Origin of the sequence: Curtobacterium sp. MCLR17_034, from assembly GCF_003234485.1 — a bacterium.
In the GTDB taxonomy this organism is placed as follows: Bacteria; Actinomycetota; Actinomycetes; order Actinomycetales; family Microbacteriaceae; genus Curtobacterium; species Curtobacterium flaccumfaciens.
This window is the reverse complement of record NZ_QKTH01000005.1, coordinates 100,505-113,975: the sequence shown is the minus strand read 5'-3', so window position 1 is coordinate 113,975 and position 13,471 is coordinate 100,505. Positions and strand designations below refer to the sequence as shown.

Annotated in this window: 13 protein-coding genes; 3 read left to right on the top strand and 10 right to left on the bottom strand. The window is 71.7% G+C overall.

Going from position 1 to position 13,471, the window contains the following annotated elements; translation table 11 throughout:
- The first annotated feature begins 5 nt into the window (after nucleotides 1-5).
- From DEI98_RS07690 to DEI98_RS07680, 3 genes are all read left to right on the top strand, one after another.
- Entirely contained in the window at nucleotides 6-1,037 is a 1,032-nt protein-coding gene (locus tag DEI98_RS07690) for a YeiH family protein (protein ID WP_111032734.1), read from the top strand.
- Between the two features lie 77 nt (nucleotides 1,038-1,114).
- Nucleotides 1,115-1,726: a hypothetical protein gene (locus DEI98_RS07685; RefSeq protein WP_111032735.1), complete on the top strand. Its 612-nt coding sequence runs from the start codon at nucleotides 1,115-1,117 to the stop codon at nucleotides 1,724-1,726.
- Entirely contained in the window at nucleotides 1,726-1,956 is a 231-nt protein-coding gene (locus DEI98_RS07680) for a helix-turn-helix transcriptional regulator (protein WP_071245067.1), read from the top strand. The genes DEI98_RS07685 and DEI98_RS07680 overlap by 1 nt, the downstream gene beginning before the upstream one ends.
- Nucleotides 1,957-1,973: 17 nt before the next feature.
- On the opposite strand, the gene DEI98_RS07675 is transcribed toward DEI98_RS07680, so the two are convergent.
- Genes DEI98_RS07675 through DEI98_RS07630 form a run of 10 tightly spaced genes read right to left on the bottom strand, consistent with a single transcriptional unit; the run spans nucleotide 1,974 to nucleotide 13,215 of the window.
- The gene (locus DEI98_RS07675) at nucleotides 1,974-2,792 is read right to left on the bottom strand and encodes a GntR family transcriptional regulator (RefSeq protein ID WP_071405936.1); all 819 of its coding nucleotides are present in this window, start codon (nucleotides 2,790-2,792) and stop codon (nucleotides 1,974-1,976) included.
- Nucleotides 2,789-3,421 carry a TetR-like C-terminal domain-containing protein gene (locus tag DEI98_RS07670; RefSeq protein ID WP_111047323.1) on the bottom strand — a complete coding sequence of 211 codons (633 nt, stop codon included), beginning with the start codon at nucleotides 3,419-3,421 and terminating at the stop codon, nucleotides 2,789-2,791. The genes DEI98_RS07675 and DEI98_RS07670 overlap by 4 nt, the downstream gene beginning before the upstream one ends.
- A complete protein-coding gene (locus DEI98_RS07665) occupies nucleotides 3,418-4,041 on the bottom strand; it encodes an isochorismatase family protein (protein ID WP_111100391.1) in 624 nt (207 codons plus the stop codon). The genes DEI98_RS07670 and DEI98_RS07665 overlap by 4 nt, the downstream gene beginning before the upstream one ends.
- 46 nt (nucleotides 4,042-4,087) lie before the next feature.
- Nucleotides 4,088-5,545 (bottom strand): MFS transporter, encoded by a 1,458-nt coding sequence (locus DEI98_RS07660; protein ID WP_181437813.1) that lies wholly within the window; start codon nucleotides 5,543-5,545, stop codon nucleotides 4,088-4,090.
- A gap of 43 nt (nucleotides 5,546-5,588) precedes the next feature.
- Entirely contained in the window at nucleotides 5,589-7,232 is a 1,644-nt protein-coding gene (locus DEI98_RS07655; RefSeq protein ID WP_111100390.1) for an amidase, read from the bottom strand.
- A complete protein-coding gene (locus DEI98_RS07650; protein ID WP_111100389.1) occupies nucleotides 7,229-8,140 on the bottom strand; it encodes a carbon-nitrogen hydrolase family protein in 912 nt (303 codons plus the stop codon). The genes DEI98_RS07655 and DEI98_RS07650 overlap by 4 nt, the downstream gene beginning before the upstream one ends.
- Nucleotides 8,137-9,237, bottom strand: coding sequence for a pyrimidine utilization protein A (rutA, locus tag DEI98_RS07645; RefSeq protein WP_111032741.1), 1,101 nt, complete (start codon nucleotides 9,235-9,237; stop codon nucleotides 8,137-8,139). Before rutA ends, DEI98_RS07650 begins: the two co-directional genes overlap by 4 nt.
- A gap of 56 nt (nucleotides 9,238-9,293) precedes the next feature.
- Nucleotides 9,294-10,331: an ABC transporter permease gene (locus tag DEI98_RS07640; RefSeq protein ID WP_111030591.1), complete on the bottom strand. Its 1,038-nt coding sequence runs from the start codon at nucleotides 10,329-10,331 to the stop codon at nucleotides 9,294-9,296.
- A complete protein-coding gene (locus DEI98_RS07635; RefSeq protein ID WP_111100388.1) occupies nucleotides 10,331-12,037 on the bottom strand; it encodes a sugar ABC transporter ATP-binding protein in 1,707 nt (568 codons plus the stop codon). Before DEI98_RS07635 ends, DEI98_RS07640 begins: the two co-directional genes overlap by 1 nt.
- Nucleotides 12,034-13,215 (bottom strand): sugar ABC transporter substrate-binding protein, encoded by a 1,182-nt coding sequence (locus DEI98_RS07630; protein ID WP_071405945.1) that lies wholly within the window; start codon nucleotides 13,213-13,215, stop codon nucleotides 12,034-12,036. Before DEI98_RS07630 ends, DEI98_RS07635 begins: the two co-directional genes overlap by 4 nt.
- Between the last annotated feature and the right edge of the window lie 256 nt (nucleotides 13,216-13,471).

Sequence of the window (13,471 nt, the reverse complement as noted above, 5' to 3'; positions counted from 1 at the left end):
TTCCCATGCAGTCCGTCCGTGCCGCCGCACCCGGTGTCGCCCTCGCCGTGGCGATCGGCATCGTCGCCACCCTCGTCGGCCGGGTCGTCCCGGTGGTCGGCGGTCCCGTCCCCGCCGTCCTGATCGGTGCCGTCGTGGGGTGGCTCGTCCGGCGTCGCACCGGTGGCACACTCGCCGCGCTGGCTCCCGGCGTGAAGTTCTCGTCCAGCCGGGTCCTGCAGTTCGCCGTGGTCCTGCTCGGCGCGCAGCTGTCCATCGGCGAGGTCCTGCGCATCGGCGGTGAGACCCTGCCGGTGATGCTCGCGACGCTCGTCGTCTGCCTTGTGGCCGCGTGGGGGATCGGCCGACTGCTCCGGGTCTCGGGCGCACTCCGCACCCTGATCGGCGTCGGGACCGGCATCTGCGGTGCGTCCGCGATCGCGGCCGTCACGCCCGTCATCGGCGCGGTCAGTGCGGACGTCGCCTACGCGATGTCGACGATCTTCCTCTGCAACATCGCGGCCGTCTTCGCCTTCCCGCTGCTCGGGCACGCCCTGGGCCTCAGCCAGCACGCCTTCGGCGTCTTCGCGGGTACCGCCGTGAACGACACGTCGTCCGTCGTCGCCACGGCGACGGTCTACGGCCGCCAGGCGACCGACACTGCGGTCGTCGTGAAGCTGGTGCGCACCCTCATGATCATCCCGATCGTCATCGGGCTGGCCGGACTGGAGGCCCGCCGCGCCTCCCGCGAGCAGCTCACCCCCGCCTCGGGGCCGGGTCGCGGGTTCCGTGTGTTCCGGTTGGTGCCGTGGTTCCTGATCGGGTTCCTCGTGGTGGTGCTGCTCCGGACGGTCGGGGTCCTGCCCGCGTCCGTGGCGCCGGGGTTCGCGACGGCCGCCTCGTTCCTCATCACGGTGGCGCTCGCCGCGATCGGCTGCTCGACGGACTTCGCCGCCCTCCGCCGTGCCGGGTTCCGGCCGATGCTGCTCGGCATCGCGCTCTGGGTCCTGGTGGCGGGGACGAGCCTGGGCATGCAGGCGGCCTTCGGGCTGCTGTAGGGGTTGCCGGGACGGCACCTATCGTTTATCGTTACATCGAAATTCGATGGTATCGATGATCGACAGGGGAAGCAGCCATGACCACGCCCGTCTACGAACCGCCCCGCGGGCGGAACTCCTACCTGGCCTACGTCGTCTCGTGTGCGATCGGCATCGCGATCGTCGTGTGGCGGTACGTCGACCTGCTCGTCCACTCGATCGCCTCGGGCACGGTGGCGGTGCCGGTCCGGATCCGCGAGACCAGTGCCGTCCCGCAGCCTCCGGGCGGTGCGACGGTGACGTCCGACCAGCTCGTGCTCCGGGCGCCGATCGCCGACGTGCCGGGTGGTGCGATCGGGTACATCCGCGTCGGCGACGCGCTGGAGGTCCTGCTCGTCAGCGCCCTCATCGCCCTGGTCGCGGCGGTGGCCTGGAAGATCTCACGCGGCGGGCTCTTCGACCGCTCGACCACCCGGATCCTCGACTGGCTCGCCGGCGCGGTGCTGGCCGCCGGGTTCCTGCCGTCGTTCGTCCGCCGGATGGGGTGGAACTGGGTCGTGTCCGGGCTCGGATGGGACGGGTACCTGCCCACGCCGGTGGTCGACCACCAGTTCCTGCCCGTGTACCTCGGCCTGCTCGTCGTCGTCTGCTTCCGGTTCGCGCTCACCGCCTCGCAGCGGATGGTGCGGGACCAGGCCGGGCTGGTCTGATGCCCCCGGAACAGGAGGACGGCCACGCGGTCGTCTGTCACCTCGACGACCTGCTGGCAGAGCGGGGGATGACCCTGACCGAGCTCGCCGACCGCGTCGGCGTGACCGTCGTCAACCTCTCGGTGCTCAAGAACAACCGGGCCCGCGCGATCCGGTTCTCCACCCTCACCCGACTGTGCGAGGTGCTCGGCTGCCAGCCGGGCGACGTCTTCTCGGTCCGCACCGACTGACGATCCCCGCCCGGGCCTCACGTGATCCGGGAGTCGATCACCGCCCGGTCGCCGCGGTACCGAGAGAACCCGTACTCGACGGGTGTCCCGTCGGCCAGGCACATCAGCCGTTCGATGTGGAAGATCGCCTGGCCGGGATCGATGTCGAGCAGGTCGGCCGTCCACTGGTCGGCGTTCACGGTGCTCAGGAGCAACCGTCGTGCCTCCGGCCGCGCGCCGGCCTTCCTGACGAGCACGTCCGGCACGTACTCGGTCAGCGGCTCGGCGACCAGGTCGGGGAAGCGCTCGTGCGGGACCCAGCTCGTCCGGACCCGGCTCGGTTCGCCGTCGAACGAGATGAGGCTCTCGACGAAGAAGGCGCTGCTGCCGGTCATCTGCAGGTTGCGCCGGACGGTCTCCGGCGCGGTCACCTGCTGCACGCACAGGTGCACGATGCTGAGCCGGGGCGACTCGAACACGCTGCCGCCGGCCGTCTCGCCGTAGATCGTGACCTCGTCGGACGTGCGGGCCAGGCTCACCGAGGCGACGGGCCGCACACCGAACGTGCCCGATCGCGGCGCACGGGTGAGCAGCCGTTGTTCCTTGAGTAACGCGAGGGCAGCCCGCAGGACGTTCCGCGTCGTGCCGTACAGGTCGAGCAGTTCCCACTCGTAGGGCAGCGGACCGGTGAACCGCCCCGCGACGATGTCGGCACGGATCAGGTCGGACACCTGGCGGGCCGCGTCGGAGCGTCGGTTGAACCCGATCCAGTGACCCGGTGCCGACGGTGTCGTCCCGACCCCCATGTCGGTCCAGGCAGCGGACGGGGCGAACCCCTCCGGCACGGTCCCGGTCACGAGGCCACCCCCACCGTCGACAGGTCGCCGGTCCAACCGGCCCACCGCAGGAACTCCCGGGCCAGCCGCACCGGGTAGTCGGGCGCCTGGATGTCGAGCGAGACGAACACGCGTCGGTAGAACGTCGGCCCGCCGAGCAGGTCCACGGCGATGCCGAGGTCGACGTCCGGTCGCAGGTCGCCCGCGTCCATTGCCCGCTGCAGCATGGCGTTCACCCGCAGCCGCCGGTCCAGGTGCCACTCGGCGACGGCCTCGGCGACCCGCGGCTCGTGCGACGCGGTCTCCACGATGAGCGGGAGCGCCCGACCGACCGGCGTCGCGACGAGGGCGTGCACCCATCCCCGGGTGAGTCCGAGGACACCCTCGGCGATCGGGGCGTCCTGCACCGTCGGGATGTGCTCCTCCATCAGCCGGATCACGGTCTCGGTGAGCAGGACCTCCTTGCTCGACCACCGCCGGTAGATCGTCGCCGCACCCACGCCGGCCGCGTCGGCGACGGCCCGGATCGTGAACGCGCGGGGGTCGCCCTCGGCCAGGATCTCGACGCACGCGGTGTACACGGACTCGCCGACGGCAGCGCTCCGCGGCCGGCCCCGGACCGGCGCTTCGATGCGCGTCGTGGTGCTCATGCCGCGTCCCAGTGCTCGAGGACCTGGTCCATGGGCCAGACCTCGCCGATCTTGGCGGCGATGTCGAACAGGTTGGCTTCGTGCACGCTCGGCAGCCGGTCGCCGACGGCTTCGCGCACGACGATCGGGACGAACCCGTGCTGCATGGCGTCCGTGGCCGTCGCGCGGATGCACCCGCTCGTCGACAGCCCCGCGATGAAGAGCGTGTCGACGCCGCGGGCGACGAGGTCGGCGGCCAGCGACGTGCCGAAGAACGCGCTCGGGTACTGCTTGGGGACCACGGTGTCGCCGTCGAGCGGTTCGAGCCCGTCGACGAACGCTCCGGTCGACGCGCCGGGCAGGTACGCGGCGAGTGCCGGCACCTTGCGGAAGAACACGCCGGCGTTGGACCCGTCGGCGGAGAGCGCCATCGTCGTGATCGCCACGTGCACCCCGGCGGCGCGGGCAGCGGCGGTGAGCTCCCGCATCCGCTCGACGGGTTCCTCGACGCCCGCGTAGAGCCCGCAGTCGGGGTCGACGTAGGCGCGGACCGGATCGACCACGACGAGCGCAGCGCGTCGTCCTGGGCGGAGTGTGCCGGTGAAGCCGGCTGCCGCGTAGTCCTGGTGGTCGTCGGTCATGGCGTCCTGCTTCCGTCGTGGGTGGTCGTTGCCAGGGTGGGGACGGTCACGTGGACGCCCCCGGCTCGGGGATCGGCCCCGACCTGTCGGGCCGGAGTGGCGCCTCCCGGTCGGGAGGCCCGAACGGACCGAACGCGACGATGAGCGCCCCCAGGGCCGCGCAGCCGGCGAACGTCAGCGCCGCGGCGCGGACGCCGTCGACGAACACCTGGACGTCGCCGGACGGCAGGCTGAGCAGGCTGCCGTCGTAGGCCGCAGCCGCCTGGGCCGCGGACAGGCCGCCCGTCGCGATCGCGAGGCCGAGCGCCGTCGAGAACAGGAAACCAGCGTTCTGCAGGGCCGAACGGATGGCGTTCGCGATGCCGCGGCGGTGCTCCGGGACGCGGGTCATCAGTGCCGACGTGCTCGGCGTCATGAACACGCCGGTGCCGACCCCGACGGCGCCGAGGCCGGTGGCGGTGACGGCGTAGGCGTCGCCGTCGGCGAGGGACACCGCGAGCACCGCGGCGCCGAGCGCGATGAGGAGCATGCCGATGGTCGACAGCGTCCGCGCGGCGACCCGGCGGGCGAGGAACCCGGCGCTCACCGCCGCGACCGTCGTGCCGATCGGCGTGGGCAGTACCCAGAGGGCGGCGTCGACGGCGTCCTTGCCGTCGACCGCCTGGAACGACAGGGAAGCCAGCAGGACCAGTGCGTAGCTGGACAGGGCGCACAGCCCGGCGGCGGAGAACAGGGTGATGGTGGTGCGGTCGCGGAAGATCGCCGGGTCGACCAGGGGGTGCGCGACCCGGCGTTGGGTCCACACGAAGACACCGCCGAGCACGACCGCGCCGCCGGTCATCGCGACGACGGGGACGGCCGACCAACCGACCGAGCCGCCGGTCGAGACCGCACCGACGAGCAGTCCGACGGCGGCGACGGACAGGACCGACCCCGGCACGTCGAGGCGCTCGCCGGAACGGGGACGCGTGCTGTGCGGGATCAACCGGAGCGACCAGATGAGTCCGGCCAGTGAGATCGGCACGCCGGCGAGGAAGATCCAGCGCCAGCCGAACGACTCGGCGACCAGGCCACCCACGACCGGACCGATGACCTGCCCCACCGCGGCGACGGTGGCGTTCAGACCGAGGCCGAGCGACAGGATCGACTCCGGGAAGACATCGGTGAGCAGCGCGGTCGTGTTGGTGACGATCGCCGCCGCGCCCACGCCCTGCACGAGTCGGGCGCCGAGCAGCACCGCCGCGTCGGGAGCGAAGCCGCACGCGAGTGAGGCGAGCAGGAAGACGAGGATCCCGGCGATGTAGAGGCGGCGACGACCGACCAGGTCGGCGATGCGCCCGAAGACCAGGATGAGGGTGGTCGTGGTGAGCATGTAGCTGAGGAGCACCCAGCTGGACTGCACGGCGCTGGCATCGAGGTCACGGCTGACGTCGGGGAGCGCGATGAGGAGTGCGCTTGAGGAGATGAAGACGAGGACGACGCTGAGGCTCGACGCGCAGAGCACCTGCCAGGCGCGTCGCCGGGCGGCGCCCTCGTCGACGGGGCGGCTACCGATCGCTCGGCCCTCGCACGGCGGACGACGACGGCACCGTGCGGTGGTGCGTCGTGATCCGCTGGAAGGCGGCCGCTGCGGACAGCACCAGGCGGTCGTCCCACGGCCGCGCGACGAGCTGCACGCCGACGGGCAGACCGTCCGGTGCGGTGCCCGCCGGCATCATCAGCGCGGGGAACCCCACGTAGTCGAACAGCCGGGTGTTCCGGGGGATGACGTCGTGCAGGTTGAAGCGCTCGCCGTCGACCGACATCGTCAGGTCGTCGAGTCGCGGGGCGGTGGCGCCGATCCCGGGGGTGAGCACCACGTCGACGCCGGCCTCGTCCATCCGGGTGACCATCGCGGCCTGCACGAGCGGGCGACGGCGGAGTGCCCGGAGGTAGTCGGCAGCGGTCGGCAGGAACGACACGTCGAACCGGGCGCGGGTCCCGGCGTCGAACAGGTCGGCCGTGCCGGCGTTGGCCTCCTGGTTCGCGGCGAGCTCACCGTAGAACACCGTCCAGCACTCCGAGTCGATCGACTCCAGGTCGTCGAACTCGATCGGCACGAGGGTCGCACCGAGCTCGCGGAACCGCTCGACCGCCGCGGCGTGTGCATCGAGCACCGCACGGTCGACGCGTTCGGTGAACCAGCCGAGCGGGACCCCGATCCGGAGCCCCTCGACCCGTTCCGGCGCGGCCTCGATGAGCGGGACGGTGGGGAACGTCGTCGGGTCCTGGCCGTCGGAGCCGGCGATGACCCGCAGGACGAGCGCGAGGTCCTCCGCGGAGCGTGCCATCGGTCCGACGTGGTCGAGGGTCCACGACAGGCTCGCGACCCCGGTGCGCGGCACGAGCCCGTACGTCGGCTTGATCCCGGTGGTCCCGCAGAGGGCGGACGGCACGCGGATCGACCCGCCGGTGTCGGACCCGAGCGCGAGCGGGACGATCCGGGCGGCGAGTGCCGAACCCGACCCGGTCGAGGAGCCACCGGTCCAGCGCTCGGGGTCCCAGGGATTCCGCACGGCGCCGTACCGGGCGTTGTGCGGCCCGCCGCAGGCGAACTCGGTGGTGGCCGCCGTGAACACCGGGATCGCGCCGGCGGAGCGGAGCCGGGCCACGACGGTGGCGTCGGCTGGGGCCACACGGTCACCGGTCTGGAGCGAGCCGCTCGTGACGATCGTCCCCGCGACGTCGATGATGTCCTTCACGGCGAACGGGATCCCCTCGAGCGGCCGGGCGTCGTCGTGCGCCCAGCGGCGGGTGGACTTGGCGGCGGCTTCCTCGGCCCCGTGCACCAGGCGCAGGACGGCGTCCGACCAGACGTCGTCGCTCGTCCAGTGCGGGGCGAGTGCGGCGAGGACCTCGGAAGGGGTCGTGGTGCCGGACCGGTACGCGGCGAGGAGTTCGACGACCGAGGCGGCGGCGGGGTCGGCGGCTGCACGGGACGCCGCCAGGTCGTCGTCCGGACCGGCAGCGGTCGGCGCCGGGGCCCCGTCGACCGCTGCGTCGAGGAGCCGGCCGAACAGCTGCGCGCTGTGGGCCGGTTCCGCGGGCAGCGCCGACGGGGCGGCGGGCAACGGGTTCGCGCGGCTCGCGGCCAGCGCGCGGTCGAGCTGCGGTGCGATGGTGCCGCGGACCAGGGCGGCGACGTCCGTCACGCGGGGACCGCCGCCGCTGCGTGGGCGTCGGCGAGGTACCGGAACACCCCGGGCTGCCGGTCACGTCCGAGCGGGAAGTCCCGGCGCGCTGCCGCGACCTCGCCGACGTCGATGGTGGCCCGGATGATCGGCCCCGCCTGGTGGGCGGGGGCCGAGACGACCAGGTCACCCCGTGGTGAGACGACCGAGGACCGACCGAAGTAGCTGACGGTCTTGCCGTCGACGGTCTCTTCGCCGCCGCGGTTCGGGGCGAGGACCCACGTCTGGGTCTCGAGCGCGCGGACCTGCAGTTCCTGGGTGAACAGGGTCTCGCGGAAGCCCATCGACGACACGAGCACGAGCATCACCTCGGCGCCGGCGGCCCGTGACGCGAGCCAGTACTCCGGGAAGCTCCGGTCGTAGCAGATGAGCATGCCGAAGCGGGTGCCGAGGGCGTCGAACACGACCGGTCCGGAACCGGCTTCGAAGTAGTGCTTCTCGTCGACGTCGGAGATCGCGTTCGTCGGGATCGAGGTCTTGCGGTACGACGCCACTCGGTCGCCGTGCACGTCGGTGCCCTGCACGAGCGTCCCGTCGGCGTCGATGAGCACCGCGCTGTTGTACTGCGCATCGCCCGCGTCCTCGTAGAGACCGAAGGCGACGGCGGTGCCCAGACGCTTCGCCGCACTCGCGAAGCGGGCGGTCGCCGGACCGGGGACGGGCTGTGCCCAGGACTTCCGGCTGTCGTTGACCACACCGCAGAAGTAGGGCGTGGTGCAGAGCTCGGGGAAGACGACGAGGTCGGCGCCGACGGCGGCTTCCTCGAACAGGGCGATGAGCTCGTCGAGGGCGACGTCGTGGTCGGCGGGGACCTCGCCGGCCTGGACGACCGCGACCTCGATGACCGGGCGGCTCGCTGCGGCGCTCATGCCGTGACCGCGCTCGGAGCAGCCGACGCCACGCCCTCGCGGGTGCGCATCAGCGGCTGGATGCGGGTGCCGAAGTCGTCCATCCCCTGCAGGAAGTCGTCGAACACCAGCATGATGCCCTTCGTGCCCTCGACCCCGGCGGCCTCGTCGAGCATCGCCGCGACGTGCTCGTAGGAGCCGACGAGCGTGCCCATGTTCATGTTCACGGCGCCCTCGGGCAGCGAGATCCGCTTCGCCGTGTTGCCCTCCTCGCCCTCGGCGTCGGTGAGCGCCTGGCCGGTCATCCAGGCGATGGCCTCGACGTCGACCCCGTCGCTGTACCGCTCCCACTTCGCCTGGGCGGCCTCGTCGGTCTCGTCGGCGATGACCATGAAGAGCACGTAGGAGCCGACGTCGCGGCCGGTCTTCTCGCGGGCCTCGAGCAGGGCCTGGTTCTGCTCGGCGTAGGCGGTCGGGGTGTTCACGCCGACGCCCATCGAGAAGTTGTAGTCCGAGTACTCCGCGGCGAACGCCATGCCCTGCGACGACTGGCCGGCCGAGACGATCGGGATGTGCGACGTCGGCCGCGGGAGCATCCGGCAGTCGTCCATCTGGAAGTACTCGCCGTGGAAGTCGCTCCGGCCGGTCTCCCACAGCTCCTTCATCACCTGCATGTACTCGGTCTGGTAGGCGTAGCGGCGCTTGAAGTGCACCTCGTCGCCCGGCCAGAGGCCCATCTGGTCGTACTCCGCTTTCTGCCACCCGGCGACCAGGTTGAGCCCGAAGCGGCCGTGCGAGATCGAGTCGACCGTCGCCGCCATGCGTGCCGCGATCGCCGGCGGGATGGTCAGGACGGCGGTCGTCGCGAACAGGCGGATCCGCTCGGTGCGGGCAGCGAGACCGGCCATCAGGGTGAAGGACTCGAGGTTCTCGTCCCAGAAGCCGCTCGGGCCGCCGAAGCCGCGCAGCTTGATCATCGAGAGGGCGAAGTCGAAGCCGTACGACTCGGCCTTCTGCACGATCTCGAGGTTCAGGTCGAACGACGGCTTGTACTGGGGCGACGTGGTGGAGATGAGCCAGCCGTTGCTGCCGATCGGGATGAAGACGCCGATGTCCATGGGGGACTCGCTTTCTGTGGTGGGTGTCGAGGGAGGGACGAACGGGGGGAGCGGGGTCAGGAACGCTTCGCGGCGGCCTTGGCGGCGGTCGCGACGGAGTGCCGCCGGATGGTCTGCGACACGGCGACGGCGACGATGAGGGCGCCGCCGTAGAACAGCTGCTGCACGAAGTTGTCGGCGCCGAGCATCTGCAGGCCGACGACTCCGGAGAACAGGAAGTACACGGCGATGAAGGTGCCGATCGCGTTGAAGCGCCCCGGGACGATCGCGGTCGCGCCGAGGTAGCAGGCGGCGAACGCGGGGAGCAGGAACGACTGTCCGCTCGACGGGTCGGCGCCACCGAGGGTGCCGGCGTACACGACCCCGGCGACCGCGGCGGTGAGCCCCGCGCCGACGAACGCGCCGACCCGCAGCCGTCGCACGTTCAGCCCGGAGAGTTCGGCGACGGTGCGGCCGGTGCCGACGAACAGCAGTCGCCGGCCGACCGGGGTGGCGCTCAGCACCACCAGGACGACGACGGTGGCGATCAGCCCGTAGACGAACGCGAGCGGCAGGCCCGCCAGGCCGCGCCACCCGACGGTGGCCTGCACGAGCGCCGGGTCGATGCCCGTCACCGACGACGACGCGCTCATCCACTGGATGATCCCGATCATGAACGTCGACGTGCCGAGGGTGACGATGAACGAGTCGATGCGGAACCCGACGGTGAGCAGGCCGTTGACCAGACCCACGACGACGCCGATGACCAGGCCGGCGGCGATCGCGGGCACGAGCGGGATGTCCATCTTCGCGTTGAGCACGGCGATGGTCATGGCGGAGAGCGACATCGTCGAGGCGCCGGAGAGGTCGAACTCGCCCGCGGTGAGCGGGAACAGGAACCCGAGCGCCAGGATGAGCAGCACCGACTGTGATCCGAGGATGTTCTGCAGGTTGCCGAGGGTCGGGTACGTGTCGGGCAGCGCGATGCTGAACGCGATGACGATGACGAGCCAGGCACCGAGCAGCGCGTACCGCTCGGTGTGCCCCCACGAGAAGCGCGGGCGGGTCGGACGGACGATCGAGGTCTCGAGGACCGGGTCGGCGGTGGTTGACATCAGGCGTTCTCCTTGACTGCGGAGGAGGCATCGGGGGAGGAGGGCACGGCGGGGGACGCCGGGGCGTCGTCGTCGACGAGGCTCGCCACGACGGCAGCCGCGATGACGTCGCGGTCGATGCGATCGTCGGTCAGCACGTCGTGCACGCGGCCGTGGGCGAGGACGACGACGCGGTCGCACACCTGCGCGAGCTGGTCGTAGTCGGTGGAGGCGCAGACGATCGTGACGCCCTGCTCCGCACTCCGGCGGAGCATCGAGAAGATCGCGGCGCGGGCCCCGACGTCGATGCCCTGGGTCGGTTCCTGCAGCAGCACGAGCCTCGGGTCGTCCTGCATCCACTTGGCCAGGACGGCCTTCTGCTGGTTGCCGCCGGACAGTGTCCCGAACAGGGCGGCCGGGTCGGCGGGCCGGACGTCGTAGTCACGGACGAGTCCCGCGACGTGGGCGCGTTCCCGCGCGGGCGACAGGCCGAGCAGCCCGCGGAGCTTCCCGAGGACGGGGAGCGTGACGTTCTGCTCGACCGACAGGGTGAGCGCCCCGCCCTCGCGCTTGCGGTCCGCGGGGACGTACACGACGCCGCGGGCGATCGAGGAGCCGGGCGTCACCCGTGCCAGGTCGACCGGCGCGGGCGTCGCCCCGTCGTGCCGCACGGCGAGCGAGCCGGTCGCGGGCCGTGCGCCGTACAGGCCGGGCAGCACGTCCTCGACACCGGAGCCGGCGAGTCCGGTGATGCCGACGACCTCGCCGTCCGCGACGTCGAACGACAGGCCGTCGACGACACCGACCCGGAGGTCCCGCACCGTCACGACGGCGTCGCCGGTGGTCGCCGGGCGCGGAGTCCTGGCGGCGGGACCGTCCAGTCCGCGTCCGACGATGAGGGAGACGAGCTCGTCCGTCGTCGTCGAGATGGTGTCCCGGTGCGCCTGGACCCGGCCGGCCCGCAGGACGGTGACCCGGTCGGCGTGCTGGAGGACCTCGGACATGTCGTGCGACACCAGCAGTGCCGAGGTGCGGCCGTCCGCGACGAGGTCCTTCACGACGCGGAACAGCAGGTCGGCGTCCTCCTTCGGCAGGAAGACCGTCGGCTCGTCGAGCACGATGAGCGCCCGGTCGTCGCCCAGCTCGGCGACGGCCCGCAGGATCGCGACGAGGGCCTTCTGGGTGTCGGTGAGTTCGTCGATCCGTGCTCGCGGGTCGATGTCGACCCCGTACCGCGCGAACAGCTCGGCCGCGGCACGGTGCTCGGCGCCCCAGCTGACGAAGGGTCCGCGCCCGGCCACCACGGTCGCGAGCCGCAGGTTCTCGGTCACGCCGAGCGACGGCACGAGTGCGAGGTCCTGGTGGACGAAGCTGATCCCGACGCGGCGGAAGTACCCGGGAGGCACCGGCAGGGGCAGCCGGGCGCCTCGGACCTCGATCGTCGCCCCCGGCTCCGGCGCGTACGTGCCGGACAGGATCTTGATGAGGGTCGACTTGCCGGAGCCGTTCTCGCCGAGCAGTGCGTGCACCTGACCCGGCAGGACCTCGAGGTCGACGTCGTCGAGCGCGGTCAGCCCGCCGAAGCGCTTCGTGAGCCCGCTGATCCGCAGGACCGGCGCGGTGTCCGCACCGGACCCGACGGCCGCACCGGATGCGGTGTCCGCACCGGACCCGACGACCGCAGCGGACGATGCGGAGCCGAGCCGTGCCTCCCGGGTGGCGGTCACTCGGCCGCGCCCCAGATCGCTTCGTACCCGGTCTTGTACGCGTCGCCGTAGCCCTTGCTCGGCGCCGGCGGCGTGCCGGTCTCGTCGACGTTGTCCTTCGTGAAGACCTTCAGCGGGGTCTTCTCGTCACCGTCCTCGATGATCGGCGTGCCGGTGAGGACACGGCCGGCCTGGTCGAGCGTCGCGTAGGCGAGCCACTCCATGTTCTCGCCGATGTCCATCGTGAGGACGCTGCCCTCCTGCAGGATCTTCAGCACCGCGGGGGTGCCGTTGTACGAGGAGGTGAAGACCTGGCCGGTCTTGCCGGCAGCGGTCACGCCGGCCTCGACGTACAGCGTCATCGAGTCGTAGACCGGCAGGACGTAGTCGAGGTTCGGGTCGGACTGCACGGCGGACTGCACGGTCGACGAGATCTTCGTCGCCCAGTCGGCGACGGGGACGTTCGTCACCTTCACCTTGCAGCCGTCGCACTGCGCCTCGAACTCGTCCTGCATCGCCTTGACGATGCCGTCGGACGGCGGCACCTCGGACGACGTGATGATGAGGACGTCGCCCTGGCCCTTGGTCTCCTTGATGGCCCAGTCGGCGTTGAGCTTGGCGGCTTCGTGGAACGGGGCGGTCACCTGCGCGGCGACGAGGTCCTGCAGCTGGTCCGGCAGCGCCTGCCCGGTCTGGTAGGTGTGACTGATCAGCACGGGGATCCCCGCTGCCTTCGCACGCTTCAGTGCCGGGACGATCAGTTCGCCGTTGACGCCCTGCGCCAGCACGATGATGTCGGCTCCGCGGCTGATCGCCTGGTCGATGCCGGCGGAGTGCTCGGTGGGCGTGCCCTGGTTCGTGTACTCGATCCACTTCGCGCCGTACTGCTCGGCGACCTTCTCGCCGGCCTCGTCGACCGCGGTGATGAAGGGGACGGCGGACGAGTTCGGGATGTTGAAGATCGTCTTGCCGGCGATCCCCGACATGTCGAAGCGAGCGCCCTCGAAGGTGAACTCGGGGTCGACGCTGGCGGCCTTGATCTGGCTCGTGGCGTGCTCGACACCGGCGGTGTCGTCACCGGAACTCGTCGACGCGGTCGAGGTGGCGGAGCAGGCGGACAGCAGCAGCACGCCGGCGAGTGCGGCGGCGAGGAGCGCGGGACGCGAAGGACGCGTTCGGGACGGTGCGGGGGACGACATCGGTCGGGGACCTCCTGGACGGGTGGAGCAGGGAAGGTGCGGGGACGGGGAGCCGGAGCGGGGACGGGGGAGCTGCGGCGGGTACGACGAAGGCCCCGCGGAGCGGGGCAGGACGTGCAGGGAGCCGGACCGGGCGGCGGCGGGGCGGCGGATCGCCGGTGACGCCGGCCGCTGCAGTGGGGCTGATGCGAATGTAACGGCCGCGGGGCACCGGCAGGCGGTCGCCCGGTAACGGTCCTGTTAGGCGTTTGTTTCG